This window comes from Lysobacter sp. GX 14042, from assembly GCF_021390425.1.
Lineage (GTDB): Bacteria > Pseudomonadota > Gammaproteobacteria > Xanthomonadales > Xanthomonadaceae > Novilysobacter.
On the sequence record NZ_JAJUWY010000002.1, the window covers coordinates 30451 to 46887 of the forward strand.

At 70.0% G+C, this 16437-nt stretch carries 16 protein-coding genes and 1 tRNA gene; 6 read left to right on the top strand and 11 right to left on the bottom strand.

Translation table 11 applies throughout. The features are described 5' to 3' along the window. The first annotated feature begins 39 nt into the window (after positions 1 to 39). The 5 genes from LY625_RS03400 (at position 40) to dxs (ending at position 6216) form a co-directional block, all read left to right on the top strand. On the top strand, positions 40 to 525 hold the full coding sequence (locus tag LY625_RS03400) for an LEA type 2 family protein (protein ID WP_233737609.1): 486 nt from the start codon (positions 40 to 42) through the stop codon (positions 523 to 525). Positions 526 to 551: 26 nt separating this feature from the next. Then, the gene (locus tag LY625_RS03405; protein ID WP_233737610.1) at positions 552 to 2345 is read left to right on the top strand and encodes an acyl-CoA dehydrogenase C-terminal domain-containing protein; all 1794 of its coding nucleotides are present in this window, start codon (positions 552 to 554) and stop codon (positions 2343 to 2345) included. 42 nt (positions 2346 to 2387) lie between these two features. After that, complete coding sequence (locus LY625_RS03410; protein ID WP_233737611.1) at positions 2388 to 3062, top strand: HNH endonuclease; 675 nt, start codon at positions 2388 to 2390, stop codon at positions 3060 to 3062. Between the two features lie 72 nt (positions 3063 to 3134). Beyond that, positions 3135 to 4232 carry a hypothetical protein gene (locus LY625_RS03415; RefSeq protein ID WP_233737612.1) on the top strand — a complete coding sequence of 366 codons (1098 nt, stop codon included), beginning with the start codon at positions 3135 to 3137 and terminating at the stop codon, positions 4230 to 4232. A gap of 64 nt (positions 4233 to 4296) precedes the next feature. Continuing rightward, positions 4297 to 6216, top strand: a complete 1920-nt coding sequence (gene dxs, locus LY625_RS03420; protein WP_233737613.1) for a 1-deoxy-D-xylulose-5-phosphate synthase — start codon at positions 4297 to 4299, stop codon at positions 6214 to 6216. Between the two features lie 82 nt (positions 6217 to 6298). On the opposite strand, the gene LY625_RS03425 is transcribed toward dxs, so the two are convergent. The 11 genes from LY625_RS03425 to LY625_RS03475 form a co-directional block, all read right to left on the bottom strand. Next, positions 6299 to 6375, bottom strand: a tRNA-Pro gene (locus LY625_RS03425). Positions 6376 to 6415: 40 nt separating this feature from the next. Then, positions 6416 to 6772: a MerR family transcriptional regulator gene (locus LY625_RS03430; RefSeq protein WP_233737614.1), complete on the bottom strand. Its 357-nt coding sequence runs from the start codon at positions 6770 to 6772 to the stop codon at positions 6416 to 6418. After that, positions 6765 to 7067 carry an integration host factor subunit alpha gene (locus LY625_RS03435; RefSeq protein ID WP_233737615.1) on the bottom strand — a complete coding sequence of 101 codons (303 nt, stop codon included), beginning with the start codon at positions 7065 to 7067 and terminating at the stop codon, positions 6765 to 6767. Before LY625_RS03435 ends, LY625_RS03430 begins: the two co-directional genes overlap by 8 nt. A 28-nt stretch (positions 7068 to 7095) precedes the next feature. After that, the gene (gene pheT, locus LY625_RS03440) at positions 7096 to 9483 is read right to left on the bottom strand and encodes a phenylalanine--tRNA ligase subunit beta (RefSeq protein ID WP_233737616.1); all 2388 of its coding nucleotides are present in this window, start codon (positions 9481 to 9483) and stop codon (positions 7096 to 7098) included. 16 nt (positions 9484 to 9499) lie between these two features. Next, on the bottom strand, positions 9500 to 10510 hold the full coding sequence (gene pheS / locus LY625_RS03445) for a phenylalanine--tRNA ligase subunit alpha (RefSeq protein ID WP_233737617.1): 1011 nt from the start codon (positions 10508 to 10510) through the stop codon (positions 9500 to 9502). A 122-nt stretch (positions 10511 to 10632) separates the two neighbouring features. Next, on the bottom strand, positions 10633 to 10992 hold the full coding sequence (gene rplT, locus LY625_RS03450) for a 50S ribosomal protein L20 (RefSeq protein WP_233737618.1): 360 nt from the start codon (positions 10990 to 10992) through the stop codon (positions 10633 to 10635). A gap of 13 nt (positions 10993 to 11005) precedes the next feature. Continuing rightward, positions 11006 to 11203, bottom strand: coding sequence for a 50S ribosomal protein L35 (gene rpmI / locus LY625_RS03455; protein ID WP_027069156.1), 198 nt, complete (start codon positions 11201 to 11203; stop codon positions 11006 to 11008). Positions 11204 to 11423: 220 nt separating this feature from the next. Then, positions 11424 to 11978 carry a translation initiation factor IF-3 gene (infC, locus tag LY625_RS03460; RefSeq protein WP_233737619.1) on the bottom strand — a complete coding sequence of 185 codons (555 nt, stop codon included), beginning with the start codon at positions 11976 to 11978 and terminating at the stop codon, positions 11424 to 11426. Between the two features lie 30 nt (positions 11979 to 12008). Continuing rightward, on the bottom strand, positions 12009 to 13913 hold the full coding sequence (gene thrS / locus LY625_RS03465) for a threonine--tRNA ligase (protein ID WP_233737620.1): 1905 nt from the start codon (positions 13911 to 13913) through the stop codon (positions 12009 to 12011). Positions 13914 to 14062: 149 nt separating this feature from the next. Then, complete coding sequence (locus LY625_RS03470) at positions 14063 to 14767, bottom strand: hypothetical protein (protein ID WP_233737621.1); 705 nt, start codon at positions 14765 to 14767, stop codon at positions 14063 to 14065. A gap of 89 nt (positions 14768 to 14856) precedes the next feature. After that, complete coding sequence (locus tag LY625_RS03475) at positions 14857 to 15183, bottom strand: hypothetical protein (RefSeq protein ID WP_233737622.1); 327 nt, start codon at positions 15181 to 15183, stop codon at positions 14857 to 14859. Positions 15184 to 15366: 183 nt separating this feature from the next. Here LY625_RS03475 and sctU point away from each other — a divergent pair, with 183 nt between their 5' ends. Then, positions 15367 to 16431, top strand: a complete 1065-nt coding sequence (gene sctU, locus LY625_RS03480; protein WP_233737623.1) for a type III secretion system export apparatus subunit SctU — start codon at positions 15367 to 15369, stop codon at positions 16429 to 16431. The last annotated feature ends 6 nt before the right edge of the window (positions 16432 to 16437 follow it).

The window sequence follows — 16437 nt, forward strand, 5'->3', positions numbered from 1 at the left end:
CGTAGTATGCTCCCCCGACCATCCCGTCGGAGCAGCCGCATGTCCCCCAGGCGCCTTTACACCTGGATCAGCCTTGCCCTTGCCGCCGCGGTGCTCGCCGCCTGCGCCAGCGGGCCGGTACGGCGTGTCTCCGAGCCTGCCGCGCGCATCCAGCAACTCACCGTGCAGGCGGACGGCAGCTGGGACGTGGAACTGCGCCTGCAGAACTTCAGCAGCATCCCGATGCGCTTCGATTCGATCGAGCTGCAGCTGACCGTCGACGGACAGGACGCCGGGACGATGCGTGCCAGTCCCGACCTGGTGATCGGAGGTGAATCGGCCGACGTGACCGGCATCGCCTTCGCCCCTTCCGGCGCAGCCAAGCTGGCGGTGGCCGATGCGCTGGCCTCGCGCCGGACCGTGGGATACACGCTGGAGGGGTCGATCACCGCCACGCCCGACCAGGGCCGCCAGCGCCGCTTCGAACCCGACCTGCGCCGCAGCGCACTGAGCCCGGCACCCGGGCTTCCCGGCGTGCTGCGCTGAGCCGTACACAAGACCACGAGGACGACATGAGCAGCAGCTACAAGGCCCCCCTGCGCGAGATGCGCTTTGCCCTCAACGATGTGCTCGGCGCCGACACCGCGCTGCCGGCCATCGGCCATGACGAGGTCGGTCCGGAACTGGTCGACGCGGTGCTTGAGGAGGCCGCGCGCTTCGCCGAGAGCGTGCTGGCGCCTCTCAACGAGGTCGGGGACCGCGAGGGCTGCAGCCTCGACACGGCCACCGGCGAGGTGAAGACCCCGACCGGCTTCAGGCAGGCCTATGCACAGTACGTCGAAGGCGGCTGGCCGGGCCTGACCGCGCCGGCGGAGTTCGGCGGCCAGGGACTGCCGCAGCTCATCGGTTTCGTGCAGAAGGAGATGATCGACAGCGCCAACCTGGCCTGGGGCAACTTCCCGTTGCTCGGCCACGGCGCGAGCGAGGCGCTGCGCTTCCACGGCGAGGACTGGCAGCGCGAGGTTTTCCTCAAGCGCCTGGTGTCCGGCGAGTGGACCGGCACCATGTGCCTGACCGAACCGCACTGCGGCACCGACCTGGGCCTGCTCAAGACCCGCGCCGAGCCTGCCGCCGATGGCCGGTATTCGATCACCGGCACCAAGATCTTCATCACCGCCGGCGACCACGACCTGGCGCCGAACATCGTCCACCTGGTGCTCGCCCGGCTCCCCGACGCACCGGCCGGCAGCAAGGGCATCTCCCTGTTCGTGGTGCCGAAGTTCAAGGTCGACCGCGAGGGCACGGTGGGCAGGCGCAACCCGGTCGCCTGTGGCTCGCTCGAGCACAAGATGGGCATCCACGGCTCCGCCACCTGCGTGATGAACTTCGACGGCGCCGAGGGCTACCTGGTGGGGCAGCCGAACAAGGGCATGTCGCACATGTTCACCATGATGAACGCCGCGCGCCTGGCGGTCGGCCTGCAGGGACTCGGGCTGTCCGAGCGCGCGCTGCAGAACGCGCTGGCCTACTCGCGCGAGCGCCTGCAGTCGCGCTCGCTGTCGGGCCCGAAGCTGGCCGACAAGCCGGCCGACCCGATCATCGTCCACCCCGACGTGCGCCGCATGCTGCTGACCTGCAAGGCGCTGGTCGAGGGCGGCCGGGTCATGGCCTACCACGCCGGGCTGATGGTCGACACCGCCGAGGGCGCCGGCGACCCGGCCGAGCGCGAACGCGCCCATGCGCTGGTCGAATTCATGACCCCGATCGTCAAGGCCTGCCTGACCGAGTGGGGCATCGAATGCACCTACAACGCGCTGCAGTGCTTCGGCGGCCATGGCTACATCGCCGAGCACGGCATCGAGCAGCTCGCCCGCGACGCCCGCATCACCACCCTCTACGAGGGCACCACCGGCATCCAGGCACTGGACCTGGTCGGCCGCAAGGTCCTCAAGCTCGAGGGCGCCGGGCTCAAGGCGCTGGGCGCGATGATCCGCCGGTTCTGCGAAGAGAACGCCGGCAACGAGGCCCTTGGCGGGATGGTCGCCACCCTCGCGAAGACGGCCGCGGAGTGGGAGGAGCTGACCGTTGCGATCGCCAAGTCGGCCGCGCGCAACCCCGAGGAGGTCGGCGCGGCCTCGTACGACTACCTGATGTACAGCGGCTACGCCACCCTCGCCTACTGGTGGGCACGCATGGCCGCCGCGGCGGAGTCCTCGACCCAGCCGGCGGGCTTCAAGGCCGGCAAGCGCGAGACCGCGCGTTTCTACTTCGAGCGCATCCTGCCGCGCACCCGGGCCCATGCCGCGGCGATCCGCAGCGGTGCCGGGTCGCTGATGGACCTGGACGCGGAGCATTTCGACGCCTGAGGGTTTCCCTGGCGCAACGATCCCGCTGTAAGCTCGGGCGGCATGGAGACCGCCCCGGCTTTGCTGGAACCGGTTGTCTCCGGTGGCCCTGCGCTGCCGGAGGCCTTCGCCCACGGCGGCGATGACGGGCAGCTGCGGCCCGGGCGCAGGCTCGATGCGGTACGGCTGCTGTCGCTCGATGCCCATGGCCGTGCGCTTGAATGGATCGGCTGGCAGCACGCCGCCTGCCTGTACGCCCGCGACGCGGTCGCCTGGACCCTGGGTGATCCCTGCCTGGTGGTGCACGGCGGCACCAACCGCTGGAGCGGGCAGCGCAGCCACCTCGAGCTCCACCCGATCGTCGCCGGCCGCGGACAGGCCCGCGGCAAGGCGCTGGATCCCTCCCCTTCGCTCAGCAACCCGGCGCTGTTCGCCCGCGACGCCCACCTGTGCCTGTACTGCGGCAACCGCTTCAACCGTCCGCAGCTGACCCGCGACCACGTGGTTCCGGTCTCGCGTGGCGGGCAGGACTGCTGGGAGAACGTGGTCAGCGCCTGCTTTTCCTGCAATTCCCGCAAGGGCAGCCGCACCCCGCAACAGGCCGGCATGCCGCTGCTGGCGGTGCCCTACCGCCCCAGCTGGATCGAGCACCTGATCCTGTCCAACCGCAACATCCTGGCCGACCAGATGGCCTTCCTGAGGGCGCAGCTGCCCCGCAACGCCCGCATCGCGGTGTGAGCGCGACGCAATCGTTTGACCGCGGCCACCGGGTCCGCAACACTGCCGCGATCACATGAACTGGATCGGCAGATGTCGCTGAAGCTTGGCCTGACCGGAATGGATCAGGCGACCCGCTCGAAGCTGGAGGCCGTCTTCGCCCAGGCCAACGCGCTGGCCGGCGAGGCCTGGCAGCTGGTGGAGGACGGTGAGGCCAGCCACGTCGTCGTCGACATGGACAGCATGTACGGGCCGATGAGCTGGCTGCGCCTGCATGGCGACGGCAAGCAGGTGATCGGGCTGACCAGCGCCCCGCGCACCCAGGCCGATTACCACCTGCCGCAACCGCTCGATGCCGAGCGCCTGGCCGCCGTCCTGCGGCAGATCGCGCCCGTGCCACCGCGTCCGTCCGGCCTGACCCCGGCGCCGGAAGCCGGTGACCAGCTTCCCGAGGAACAACCCGCGCCGGCCGATGAAGAACAGGCCGCGCCGGGCCACTTCGGCCTTGCTCCACCGGACACCGGGGAGGCGGGCGACCGTGCCGAGCCGGGCAGCGCCGCGGTCGCCCGCGTGGTCCCGGCCGCAGCCACCATCGAGCCGCCGGCCCCGGACCCCGCAGTGGAGCCCGGTCCGCCGCGCGCCAGGACCCTCGGCGAATGGCTTGCGGCCGGCGAGCCCGGCCACCGCTTCGCGCTCGGGCACGAAGGCGTCGAACTGCTGGTCGACCCGGTATCCAGCCAGTACCACGGCCCGGCCTCGCTGAAGCCGCTGTCCGGGCATGTCACCACGCCCCTGATGATCGATGAACTGGGGCCGGAACCAGCGGACTGGGAGGCCCGCGCCGCAGCGGCCGGGCCGGGCCAGCCGCTCTCGCGCCTGCTGTGGTTCGCGACCCTGCGTGCCGGCGAAGGCCAGCTGCTGCCCGGCTTCGACCCGCAGGCCCGCTACCAGCTGCTCAAGTGGCCGCAGACCGAACGCGAGTACCCGCGGCATTTCCGCATTGCCACGGTGATGATGCGCGGACCGGCGCAGTTGCAGGCGATCGCCGATGCCAGCGGGGTGCCGTTGGAGGAAGTGACCGATTTCGTCAATGCCAACCTGGCCACCGGCTTCGCCCGGCCCGAGCAGCTGGATACCCCGGCCCCGCCGGCCGGGCGCGGCGGCCTGTTCGGTCGGCTGCGCGGGCGCTGACCACGCCTTGCCGACCCTGGGCGGCGGCGGGACAATGTCCTACTTGCCGTCCGGTTCCGTATTGATGATCGATCCGCAACGCTATCCCCGCCTCTCCCGCATCCAGGTCCCCTCGGACCTGCGCGAGTTCCCGGCCGGGGAGCTTCCGGCGATCGCCGACGAGCTGCGTTCCTACCTGATCGAGCAGGTCGCCCAGTCCGGCGGGCACTTCGGTGCCGGCCTCGGGGTGATCGAGCTGACGGTCGCCCTGCACTGGCTGTACCAGACCCCCGACGACCGCCTGGTCTGGGACGTCGGCCACCAGACCTACCCGCACAAGATCCTCACCGGGCGCCGCGACGCCATCCACACGGTCAAGCAGAAGGACGGCGTCGCGCCGTTCCCCAAGCGCGACGAGTCCGAGTACGACACCTTCGGCGTCGGCCACAGCTCCACCAGCATTTCCGCCGCGCTGGGCATGGCGCTGGCGCTGCAGGCCGCGGGCGACCCGCGCAAGGTGGTCGCGGTGATCGGCGACGGGGCGATGACCGCCGGCATGGCCTTCGAGGCACTGGCGCACGGCGGCGGCCTGGGCGAGGAGCCCGGGCGTGCCGAGCCCGACCTGCTGGTGATCCTCAACGACAACCAGATGTCGATCTCCGAGAACGTCGGCGGGGTCACCCGCATGCTCGGCCGGCTGTCCGGAAGCCGCACGCTCAACGCCATCCGCGAGGGCGGCAAGAAGCTGCTGGGCGACAAGCACGGCGCCCCGGCGCGCTTCGTCAAGCGCTGGGAGGAGCAGTGGAAGGGCATGTTCGTGCCTTCCAGCATGTTCGAGGAACTGGGCTTCCACTACACCGGCCCGATCGACGGCCACGACATGGACGCGCTGGTCTCCACCCTGGGCACCCTGAGGGAGCTGAAGGGTCCGCAGCTGCTGCACATCATCACCACCAAGGGCAAGGGTTACGAACTCGCCGAAGGCGACCAGATCGGCTACCACGCGGTCAGCCCGTTCGACCCGGTCCGCGGCATGGTCAGCAAGCCGGGGGCGAAGAAGCCCGCCTACACCGACGTGTTCGGGGACTGGCTGTGCGACATGGCCGCCGCCGAGCCGCGACTGATGGGCATCACCCCGGCGATGCGCGAAGGCTCCGGGCTGGTGCGCTTCAGCCGGGAGTTCCCGGAGCGCTACTTCGACGTGGCGATCGCCGAGCAGCACGCGGTCACCCTGGCCGCCGGCATGGCCTGCGAGGGCGCCAAGCCGGTGGTCGCGATCTATTCGACCTTCCTGCAGCGCGCCTATGACCAACTGGTGCACGACGTCGCCATCCAGGACCTGGACGTGCTGTTCGCGATCGACCGCGGCGGCGTGGTCGGCCCGGACGGCGCGACCCATGCCGGCAACCTGGACCTGAGCTACCTGCGCTGCGTGCCGAACATGGTGGTCATGGCACCCGGCGACGAGGCCGAGTGTCGCAGGATGCTCTCGACCGGCTTCCAGCACCCGGGGCCGGCAGCAGTGCGCTACCCGCGGGGCACCGGCCCCGGCGTGACCCTGGAGGCGGGGCTGGATACCCTGCCGATCGGCAGGGGCGAGCTGCGCCAGCGAGGCTCCGGCATCGCCCTGCTCGCGTTCGGCGCCCCCCTGGCCGCGGCCGAGCAGGTCGCCGCCGAACTGGGGCTGTCGATCGCCAACATGCGCTTCGTCAAGCCGCTGGACCGGGAGCTGGTGCTGGAGTTGGCGCGCAGCCACGACGCCCTGGTGACCCTGGAGGACAACGTGGTCGCCGGCGGCGCCGGCTCCGGCGTGGCCGAGTTGCTGGCCGCCGAGGGCATTTGCCTGCCGATCCTCCACTTGGGCCTGCCCGATGCCTTCCAGCACCACGGCAGCCGCGAGCAGCTGCTGGCCGAAGCGGGGCTGGACGCCGACGGGATCCGCGGCTCGATCCTGGCGCGCTGGCCCACCGCGGGCCAGCCGGTGCGGGCAGGCGCCGCATCCTGATACCGGGACATGAAAAAGGGGCCGCAAGGCCCCTTTTTGCATCCGCGCCTGCATCTGCGCGCATCCATCCGCGTGATCGTGTTGGTCGGGGTGGCCGGATTCGAACCGACGACCACTTGTCCCCCAGACAAGTGCGCTACCAGGCTGCGCTACACCCCGAACGATCCTGCCCGCCTCGCGGCGGCCGGCAAGTATACCGCTATCGCCGCAGCAACTGCAGCACTTCCTCCAGTTCCATGCGCACCTGGCGCACGATCTGCGAACTGAGCGCGGACTCGTCGCGCCCGGCGTCGCCCTCCAGCCGCAGCCGGGCACCACCGATGGTGTAGCCCTGCTCGTACAGCAGGCCGCGGATCTGGCGCACCATCAGCACCTCGTGGCGCTGGTAGTAGCGGCGGTTGCCCCGGCGCTTGACCGGGTTGAGCATCGGGAACTCGGTTTCCCAGTAACGCAGCACGTGCGGCTTGACGTCGCACAGCTCGCTGACCTCGCCGATGGTGAAGTAGCGTTTGGCCGGTATCGGCGGAAGCTCGCGGTTGCTGCCCGGATCAAGCATGTTCGGCTCCACTGTACGCCTCGACGCGCTCCTTGAGCTTCTGCCCCGGGCGGAAGGTGACCACCGTGCGGGCGGAGATCGGGATCTCCTCGCCGGTCTTCGGGTTGCGCCCGGGACGCTGGTTCTTGCGCCGCAGGTCGAAGTTGCCGAAGCCCGACAGCTTCACCTGCCGGCCGCCCTCGAGCGCGCCACGGAGCGAGTCGAAGAACGCGTCGACGAACTCCTTCGCCTCGCGCTTGTTCAGGCCGACTTCGTCGAACAGACGCTCGGCCATCTCCGCCTTGGTCAACGCCATCGTGTCACCTTCGTACTGCAGGCGGGTCTCAGCCGCGGATCACCGCGCCATGGTCGCGCTCCAGCGCCGCGCTCACCGCCGCGACGGCCGCGTCGACCTCGCGGTCCGTCAGCGTGCGCGATTCCTCCTGCAGAATCAAGCCCATAGCAAGACTCTTGAATCCCGATTCCACACCCTTGCCCTGGTACCGGTCGAACAGCACCAGGTCCCGCAGGACCGGGCCGGCGGCGGCGCGGATGCTGGCCTCGACCGCGGCCCAGGACACCTGCGCGGGCAGTACGAACGCCAGGTCGCGGCGCACCGACGGCTGGCGCGAGAGGGCGCCGGCACGCGGCAATGCGCGCGCCAGGAGTGGCTCCAGGTCCAACTCGAAGGCCACCACCCGGGTGTCGACCTCCATCGCCTCCAGCAGGCGCGGGTGCAACTCGCCGATCCAGCCGACCGGCTGCCCGCCGCCGGCCAGCAACACGTCGGCCGAGCGTCCGGGGTGGGCCCAGGCGGGTGCCGAGGGACGGAACGCCAGGCCGACGCGCGACAGCGCTGCAAGGCTCTCCAGGTCGCCCTTGAGGTCGTGGAAGCCGATCGGGCGCGAGGGCTCGCCCCACTGCTCGGCGCCGGCGTCGCCGCTGGCGGCGGCGGCCACCCGCAGGCACTCGACCGGCGCCCCGCCTTCCATCGCCGGGGCGCTGAACACGTTGCCCAGCTCGAACAGCCGTACCCGCGACTGCTGGCGCGCGGTGTTGCGCCCCAGTGCCGATACCAGGCCCGGCAGCAGCATCGTGCGCATCACGGCCAGCTCGGCGCTGAGCGGGTTGAGCAGCGGCACCGCCTGGCCGTCCGCCTGCCAGCGCGCCAGCAGCCCGGCCTCGACGAAGGCGTAGCTGATCGCCTCCAGGAAGCCGCGGCTGGCCAGGTGGCGGCGCGCGTCGGCCTCGTCCACCCGCTCCTCGGCCGGCACGCGCAGCACGGCGGCCCCGCGCGGCAGGGTGGCCGGTACGCGGTCGTAGCCGTGGATGCGGGCGACCTCCTCGATGAGGTCCTCCTCCAGCGCGATGTCGAAACGCCGGCTCGGCGCGGTGACCCGCCAGCCGTCGTCCAGCGCTTCGACGTGCATGTCCAGCGCGCGCAGGATCCGCTCGACTTCGGTGTCGGCAACCTGCAGGCCCAGCACCCGGGCCAGTCGCCCGCGGCGCAGCAGGATCGGCGCATTGCGTGGCAGCCGGTCGGCCAGGGCCGCCTCGGCCACCGGGCCGGCCGTGCCCCCGGCAGCGTCCAGGATCAGCCGGGTGGCGTACTCGAGCGCGGTGCGCGGCAGCTCCGGATCCACCCCGCGCTCGAAGCGGTGGGCGGCATCGGTGTGCAGGCCGAGCCTGCGGCTGCGCCCGATCACCGCGGCCGGGGCGAAGTGCGCCGCCTCCAGGAAGACGTTGCGGGTCGCCTCGGTCACCCGCGTGTCCAGCCCGCCCATGATCCCGGCCAGCGCGACTGGCCGGTCGCCATCGGTCACCAGCAGGAAGTCGTCGTCGAGCTTCGCCTGGCGGCCGTCCAGCAGGGCCAGCGACTCACCTGCGCGGGCGCGGCGGACGCCGACCGGACCTGCCAGCGTGTCGCGATCGAAGGCGTGCATCGGCTGGCCGAGCTCGAGCATCACGTACTGGGTCACGTCGACCAGCAGGCTGACCGGGCGGACGCCGCTGCGGCGCAGGCGTTCGGCGATCCACCACGGCGTCGGCGCCGAGGCGTCCACGCCCTCGATCACCCGGCCGCAGTAGCGCGGCGCATCGGCGCCCGCGGACAGCTCGATCGGCAGCCGGGCTTCGCTGCCGGCCGGCACCGGCGCCACCGCGAACGGTGCGACCTCGCAGCCGGACGCGGCCGCCACGTCGAAGGCGATCCCGCGCACGCTGAAACAGTCCGCGCGGTTGGGGGTCAGCTTGATCTCGATCGTCGCGTCGGGCAGGCCCAGCAGCTCGGCCATCGGCTGGCCCACCGTAGCGTCGGCCGGCAGCTCCAGCAGGCCGGCGGCGTCGGAATCGGTCCCCAGTTCCCTGGCCGAGCACAGCATGCCGAACGATTCCACGCCCCGCAGCTTCGCCGCCGCGAGCTTCATCCCGCCCGGCAGCACCGCCCCGACCCGTGCCAGCGGTGCCTTGAGCCCGACGCGCGCGTTGGGCGCACCGCAGACGATCTGCACCGGCGCGCCGTCGCCGGCGTCGACCTGGCACACCTGCAGCCGGTCGGCCTCCGGGTGCCTGGTGGCGCTGAGGATCTCGGCCACCACCACGCCGTCCAGCCCGTCGCCCAGCGGCGTGACCTCCTCCACCTCCAGGCCGATCGCGGTCAGGGTGTCGACCAGTTCGGCCCGGCTCGCGCGGGTCGCCACGTGCCGGCGCAGCCAGTTCTCGGGGAATTTCATCGCGTGCCCTCCTGCCTCAGGCGAACTGGCGCAGGAAGCGCACGTCGTTTTCAAAGAAGCTGCGCAGGTCGTCGACCCCGTAGCGCAGCATGGCGAAGCGCTCCACGCCCAGCCCGAAGGCATAGCCCGTATAGCGCTCCGGATCGATGCCGACCGCCTTGAGCACGTTAGGGTGGACCATCCCGCAGCCCAGCACCTCCAGCCAGCGGGTACTCCCGTCGGCCTGCTGCCAGGCGATGTCGACCTCGGCGGACGGCTCGGTGAAGGGGAAGTAGCTGGGGCGGAAGCGCATCTGGAAGTCGCGCCCGAAGAACGCCCGCACGAACTCGGCCAGCGTCCCCTTGAGGTCGGCGAAGCTGGCGTGCTCGTCGACCAGCAGGCCCTCGCACTGGTGGAACATCGGCGTGTGGGTCTGGTCGGAGTCGCTGCGGTAGACCTTGCCCAGCGCGATCATCCGCAGCGGCGGCTGCCCGCCGGCGGACAGCAGGTCCTGCATGTAGCGCACCTGCACGCCCGAGGTGTGGGTGCGCAGCAACCGGCCATCGCCGAAGTAGAAGGTGTCGTGCATCGCCCGCGCCGGATGGTGCGGCGGGAAGTTGAGCGCCTCGAAATTGTGCCAGTCGTCCTCGATCTCCGGCCCGCGGGCGGCCTCGAAGCCGAGCCGGCCGAAGATGTCGGCGATGCGTTCCATGGTCCGGCTGACCGGGTGCAACCCGCCACGCCCGGCGTCGATCCCCGGCAGGGTCACGTCGACCGTCTCCGCCGCCAGGCGGGCATCCAGCGCCGCGGACTCCAGCATCGCCTTGCGCTCGCCCAATGCCGTCGAAACGGCATCGCGGGCCTGGTTGATCGTGGCGCCGGCGGCCTTGCGCTCCTCCGCCGGCAGCTTGCCGAGCTGCTTGAGCTGGCCGGTGATGCTGCCGGACTTGCCGATCAGCGCCACCCGCAGCGCCTCGATGGCGGCGGGCGAATCGGCGGCGGCGATATCGGCCAGCGCCCGGGTGGTCAACGCCTGGATGTCACTCATGCGAACGGATCCCGTACCCCGAAAACGAACATGGGGAAGGACTTGCGCCCTTCCCCATGCGTGTACTGCAGTGTCCGTGCGCGGCCCACCGCGGTTTCCCGCGGCCGGCCGGCGCCGGCAACTTACGCTGCGAGCGCGCCCTTGGCCTTCTCGGTCAGCGCGGCAAAACCCGCCGCGTCGTGCACGGCGATGTCCGCCAGCACCTTGCGGTCCAGAGTGATGCCGGCCTTCATCAGGCCGTTGATGAAGCGGCTGTAGCTCATGCCGTTGGCGCGGGCCGCCGCGTTGATGCGGGTGATCCACAGCGAACGGAAGTTGCGCTTCTTCTGCTTGCGGCCGATGTAGGCGTACTGCTGCGCCTTGATGACCGCCTGCTTGGCGACGCGGAAGACCTTGCGGCGCGCGTGGTAGTAACCCTTCGCCTGGGCGAGGACCTTCTTGTGACGACGGCGTGCCTGCACGCCACGCTTGACTCGTGCCATTTCTCAGTCCTCCTCAGGCGTACGGCAGCATGCGGTTCAAACGGCCGGCATCCTCGGCGCGGACGTGGTTCGTCTGCCGCAGGTTGCGCTTCCGCTTGGTCGCCTTCTTGGTGAGGATGTGGCTGCGGTTGGCGTGGCCGGCCTTGAACTTGCCGGACGCGGTCTTGCGGAATCGCTTGGCCGCACCGCGATGGGTCTTGATCTTGGGCATTGCGGATGTCCTTTCGGTTTCTGTCACTGGCCTGGGCGGTGGCTGGGCCACGCTTTCCGTCCTGCCCCGACCGGTCATGCGCCACGCGCCACGCCGGACGGCGGGACGCGGGACGTGTCCGTATGTGCTTAACGTGTCGCTTAAAACGGCGACCCCGGCAAAACCGGGGCCGCCCAGTATGGCAACAAACCGGCAGCCGCGCAACGGCGGCCGGCGCGGCCTACTTCTTCTTCGGCGCGATCATCATCACCATCTGCCGGCCCTCGAAGCGCGGCCGGGACTCGATGACGATGTCCTCGCCCAGGTCCTTCTCGATCCGCTCGGCCATCTCGCGGCCCAGCTCCTGGTGGCGCATCTCGCGGCCACGGAAGCGGATGTTGACCTTGATCTTGTCCCCTTCGTCCAGGAACTCGCGCATCTTGCGCATCTTGATCGCGTAGTCGCCCGAGTCGGTGACCGGGCGGAACTTCACTTCCTTGATCTCGACCTGCTTCTGCTTCTTCTTGGCCGCGTTGGCCTTCTTCTGCAGGTCGAACATGTACTTGCCGAAGTCCATGATCCGGCAGACCGGCGGGTCGCCATGCGGCTGGATCTCGACCAGGTCGAGGCCCTGCTCCTGGGCGGCCGCAAGTGCCTCGTCGCGCGTGAGCACGCCAAGCATCTCGCCTTCGCTGTCGATCACGCGGACCCGGGGGACACGGATCTCCTGGTTCCTGCGGTTGCGCTTGTCGGGGGTGCTGATGTTGCAATCTCCGTTGGGGGTCGAACCGGCCATTCGGCCGGGCAGTCACTGCGCCAGCGTGCTTCAGTGCACGTCCTCGTTGCGTAGACGCTCGGCGAACTCGGCGACGGTCATCGATCCCAGGTCCTCCCCTTCACGGCTACGCACCGCGACCTGGCCGTTCTCCTTCTCGCGGTCACCGACGACGAGCAGGTACGGCACGCGCTGCAGCGTGTGCTCGCGGATCTTATAGCCGATCTTTTCGTTGCGCAAATCCGCCTCGACCCGGAAGCCTTGGGCCGCAAGGGTTTGCCGCGCCTCCCGCACCGCATCGGCCTGGGCATCGGTGATGTTCATCACCACTGCCTGCACCGGCGCCAGCCAGGCCGGGAAGCGGCCCTCGTGGTGCTCGATCAGGATGCCGATGAAGCGCTCCATCGAGCCGACGATGGCGCGGTGCAACATGACCGGGTGGCGGCGCTGGCTGCCCTCGTCGATGTACTCCGCGCCGAGCCGGCCGGGCATCATGAAGTCGACCTGCATGGTTCCCAGCTGCCAGGTGCGGCCGATCGCATCACGCAGGTGGTACTCGATCTTGGGGCCGTAGAAGGCACCCTCGCCCGGCAGCTCCTCCCACTCCACGCCGGCGGCGCGCAGGGCCGCGCGCAGGGCCGCCTCGGCCTTGTCCCAGGTGGCGTCGTCACCCAGCCGCGGCTCGGGGCGCAGGGCCAGCTTGACCTGCACGTCGGTGAAGCCGAAATCGGCATAGACCTTCATCGCCTGGGCGTGGAAGGCGGTGACCTCGGCCTCGATCTGCCCCTCGGTGCAGAACACGTGGCCGTCGTCCTGGGTGAAGCCGCGCACGCGCAGGATCCCGTGCAGCGCGCCGGAGGGCTCGTTGCGGTGGCAGGCACCGAACTCGCCGTAGCGGATCGGCAGGTCGCGGTAGCTGTGCAGGCCGTGGTTGAACACCTGCACGTGGCCCGGGCAGTTCATCGGCTTGAGCGCGTAGGTGCGCTTTTCCGACTCGGTGAAGAACATGTTCTCCTTGTAGTTGTCCCAGTGGCCGGACTTCTGCCACAGCGAGACATCCAGGATCTGCGGGCAGCGCACTTCCTGGTAGCCGGAGTCGCGGTAGACGCCGCGCATGTACTGCTCGACCACCTGCCAGACCGCCCAGCCCTTCGGATGCCAGAACACCAGTCCGGGGGCTTCCTCCTGCAGGTGGAACAGGTCCTGGGCACGGCCGATGCGGCGGTGGTCGCGCTTCTCCGCCTCCTCCATGCGCTGGATGTAGGCCTTGAGCTGCTTGCTGTCGGCCCAGGCGGTGCCGTAGATGCGCTGCAGCTGCTCGTTCTTCGCATCGCCGCGCCAGTAGGCGCCGGAGATGCGCAGCAGCTTGAATGCCTTCAGGAACCGCGTGTTGGGCACATGCGGGCCACGGCACATGTCGAGGTATTCCTGGTGGTGGTACAGGCCCATGGCCGTGACCTCCGGGCCCATGTCCTCGATCAGGCGCAGCTTGTAGTCCTCTCCGCGCGCGCTGAAGGCCTCGACGACCTCCTCGCGCGGGGTCATGCGCTTGATCACGTCGTACTCGGTGTCGATCAGCTCGCGCATGCGCTGCTCGATGGCGGCCATGTCGTCGGGCGTGAACGGCTGCTCGCGCCAGACGTCGTAGTAGAAGCCGTCCTCGATCACCGGGCCGATCACCATCTTCGCGTCGGGATAGAGCTGCTTGACCGCGTGCCCGACCAGGTGGGCGCAGGAATGGCGGATGATCTCCACCCCTTCCGGGTCCTTCGGGGTGAGGATCTGCAGGCTGGCGTCGTGGTCGATGAGGTCGCAGGCGTCGACCTGGCGACCGTCGACCTTGCCGGCCACGGTGGCCTTGGCCAAGCCCGGGCCGATCGACTGCGCGACCTGCATGACGGTAACGGGGGCGTCGAACTCGCGGCGGCTGCCGTCGGGGAGCGTGATCGTGATCATGGGAATGGGCGTGTCTGGATCGTGCGGGCCGGTGCCGCGGGCGTGAAAAAGGCGCCGCGCGGGCGCCTTGCCGGGTGGCCGAAAGGGCGGTTCCAACCCCGGATGGTTGGGGAGCCGGCGCATCAAGTCAAACATTTCCGGGCGGCCGGCTACAGGTCGCGCACCACCCAGGCGCCCGGCGGCGGGGTGGCGGCATCTCCGCCCGCGGCAAGCGCGGCCTCGGCGACCTCCTCCGGGGACAGCCCCGCGCCCCAGGCCCCGGCAATCGCCGCGAGCCGGTCGCGGGTGGTCCGGGTATAGGCGCCTTCCATCTCGCTCTGTGCATCCACGGCAAGTTTCTGCGGATACAGGGTGCGCGCATCCTCGCTGTGGTTGAGCAAGGCGATCAGCCGCGCCAGCGCGGTACGGAACGCCTCGGCGCCCAGCGGCTGGCGCTGGGTGCGTTGCAGGTGCCACACGGTCAGGTACTCCACCGGGCCGAGCAGCCGCTGCGGGGTCGCGCCGAAGAACTGCCCCGAGAGTGCGCTGGCCGCCACCGGCTGGCGGCTGTCGGGCAGTCGCGTCGCCCCCCAGGAGCTCAGCGCCCCGCCGGGCAGGTCCATCCTGCGCAGGGCGGTGCCGAAGGTTTCGGCCAGCACCCGGTGGGCGCGGCTGTCGTCGCTTTCGGCCACCACCCCGAGGATCCGGATGAACAACGGGTACTGGTCCTCGCCCAGGCGCCGTGCCAAGCGCTTGAGGACGGTCAGCCGGTACTCGGGGTCGGAATGCGCGGCCAGCGCCGAGACCAGGCGCGAGGCGGCCGCGCGCAGAGCGTGCGCGGAAGGGAGGGTGTCGGGATGCGCGGGGGCTTGCATCAGGGCTCCGGCAGGCCGGCAGCGGGCGCGAGGTGGAAGGATCCCATGCTAGCCCAGGCGGCCGTGGCGGGCCGGTCGCTGCGATGCGGTCAGTACAGGGTGTCGAGAACCGCTTCGACCCCATGATCGGCTGCGGCCGACAGCGGTTGCCCGGCCAGTTGCTGCTCCAGGCCGGTCTCGCCCGGAAGCAGGCGCTGCCCCGGAAGGCTCCCGTCCCAGGCCTGCAGCTGCAGCACGGTCTCACCCGGGTCGGCGAGCGGCCCGCGGACCTGCTCGACCGCCTCGACGCCCGCGGCATCCGCGATGTCGACGGCCGGTTCGGTACCGCGCTGGCGCGGGTCATCGAACGCGACCTGGCCCAGTCCCAGCCGCAGGGCGGCCGGATCAAGACCCGGATTGTTGCTGATGCTGCTCATGATTGGCCGGTTTGGATCAGGCTCGCTGCCCGTTCAGACATGAAACACGACTGCAATGTATCGCCGGGCCGTCGGCTTGCCATCTAGGGTCGCCCCGAGGGCCGCGGGGCGGTTCACCGGACGTTGGACCGGCGCCCACGCATGCTAGCCTGCGCGGGTCGCCCGTGGACAGGGGAGGCTGCCATGGCATCGAAGGACCAGGGCGCCGACAAGACCGAAAAGCCGACCCACAAGCGCATCCGCGATGCGCGCAAGGAAGGCAACGTCTCCAAGAGCAAGGACCTCACCAGCACCGTGCTGGTGCTGGGCTGGCTGCTGGGCGGGTGGATGCTGATGGGCTCGATGGGCGGACGGGTCAAGGCCCTGTTCCAGCTGAGCCTGGACGCCATGCACAAGCCCTTCCTGCCGGCGCTGGTGGAACTGGGCTGGGCGGCGGTGCAGACGCTGGTCTGGCTGGTCCTGCCGCTGGCGGTGATGGCGGTGCTGCTCGGGTTGCTGGTGGAATTCCTGCAGGTCGGGCCGCTGCTGGCCTTCAAGAAGGTCACCCCGAAGATGGAAAAGCTCAACCCCGCCGAGGGCATCAAGAAGATGTTCTCGATGGACAACCTGGTCGAGCTGGTGAAGTCCATCATCAAGAGCGCGGCGCTGATCGGCATCGGCGGCGTCGTGCTGTGGGGACTGATGGAGCAGTTGCTGCTGCTGCCCTACTCGCCTCCGGCGGCCATGGGCGAGGCGATCTGGACCGGGCTGGTGCGCATCGTGGTGTGGACGGTGTTCGTGTTCTTCTTCATCTCCGCCCTGGATTCCTCCTACCAGAAGTACTCGTACCTCAAGCAATTGCGCATGAGCAAGCGCGACATCAAGCAGGAAGTGAAGGAAAGCGAGGGCGACCCCTACGTCAAGCAGCGGCGCAAGCAGTTGCACCAGGAGTGGTCCCAGCAGAACATGCTCAGTGCCGTCCGGGGATCCAATGTCGTCGTGACCAACCCGACCCACATCGCCGTCGCCCTGCAGTACGAGCATGGCATCACCGACCTGCCGGTCGTCGTCGCCAAGGGCGAGGGCTACGAGGCGGAGATGATCAGGCGCGCCGCCGAGGAAGCCGGGGTGCCGATCATGCAGAACATCCCGCTGGCCCGTGGCCTGCACGAGAAGGTCGAGCTCGACGACTACATCGGCAAGGAGTTCTTCGAGGCTGTCGCCGAGGTGCTGCACTGGGCCGAGGACGTGCGCAACGCCCGCGGCTGAGCGGGG

What these genes read in the sequence shown, in the direction of transcription:
- LY625_RS03400 (WP_233737609.1), top strand. Translation starts at nt 40, where the DNA reads ATGTCCCCCAGGCGCCTTTACACCTGGATCAGCCTTGCCCTTGCCGCC.
- LY625_RS03405 (WP_233737610.1), top strand. Translation starts at nt 552, where the DNA reads ATGAGCAGCAGCTACAAGGCCCCCCTGCGCGAGATGCGCTTTGCCCTC.
- LY625_RS03410 (WP_233737611.1), top strand. Translation starts at nt 2,388, where the DNA reads ATGGAGACCGCCCCGGCTTTGCTGGAACCGGTTGTCTCCGGTGGCCCT.
- LY625_RS03415 (WP_233737612.1), top strand. Translation starts at nt 3,135, where the DNA reads ATGTCGCTGAAGCTTGGCCTGACCGGAATGGATCAGGCGACCCGCTCG.
- dxs (WP_233737613.1), top strand. Translation starts at nt 4,297, where the DNA reads ATGATCGATCCGCAACGCTATCCCCGCCTCTCCCGCATCCAGGTCCCC.
- LY625_RS03430 (WP_233737614.1), bottom strand. Translation starts at nt 6,772, where the DNA reads ATGCTTGATCCGGGCAGCAACCGCGAGCTTCCGCCGATACCGGCCAAA.
- LY625_RS03435 (WP_233737615.1), bottom strand. Translation starts at nt 7,067, where the DNA reads ATGGCGTTGACCAAGGCGGAGATGGCCGAGCGTCTGTTCGACGAAGTC.
- pheT (WP_233737616.1), bottom strand. Translation starts at nt 9,483, where the DNA reads ATGAAATTCCCCGAGAACTGGCTGCGCCGGCACGTGGCGACCCGCGCG.
- pheS (WP_233737617.1), bottom strand. Translation starts at nt 10,510, where the DNA reads ATGAGTGACATCCAGGCGTTGACCACCCGGGCGCTGGCCGATATCGCC.
- rplT (WP_233737618.1), bottom strand. Translation starts at nt 10,992, where the DNA reads ATGGCACGAGTCAAGCGTGGCGTGCAGGCACGCCGTCGTCACAAGAAG.
- rpmI (WP_027069156.1), bottom strand. Translation starts at nt 11,203, where the DNA reads ATGCCCAAGATCAAGACCCATCGCGGTGCGGCCAAGCGATTCCGCAAG.
- infC (WP_233737619.1), bottom strand. Translation starts at nt 11,978, where the DNA reads ATGGCCGGTTCGACCCCCAACGGAGATTGCAACATCAGCACCCCCGAC.
- thrS (WP_233737620.1), bottom strand. Translation starts at nt 13,913, where the DNA reads ATGATCACGATCACGCTCCCCGACGGCAGCCGCCGCGAGTTCGACGCC.
- LY625_RS03470 (WP_233737621.1), bottom strand. Translation starts at nt 14,767, where the DNA reads ATGCAAGCCCCCGCGCATCCCGACACCCTCCCTTCCGCGCACGCTCTG.
- LY625_RS03475 (WP_233737622.1), bottom strand. Translation starts at nt 15,183, where the DNA reads ATGAGCAGCATCAGCAACAATCCGGGTCTTGATCCGGCCGCCCTGCGG.
- sctU (WP_233737623.1), top strand. Translation starts at nt 15,367, where the DNA reads ATGGCATCGAAGGACCAGGGCGCCGACAAGACCGAAAAGCCGACCCAC.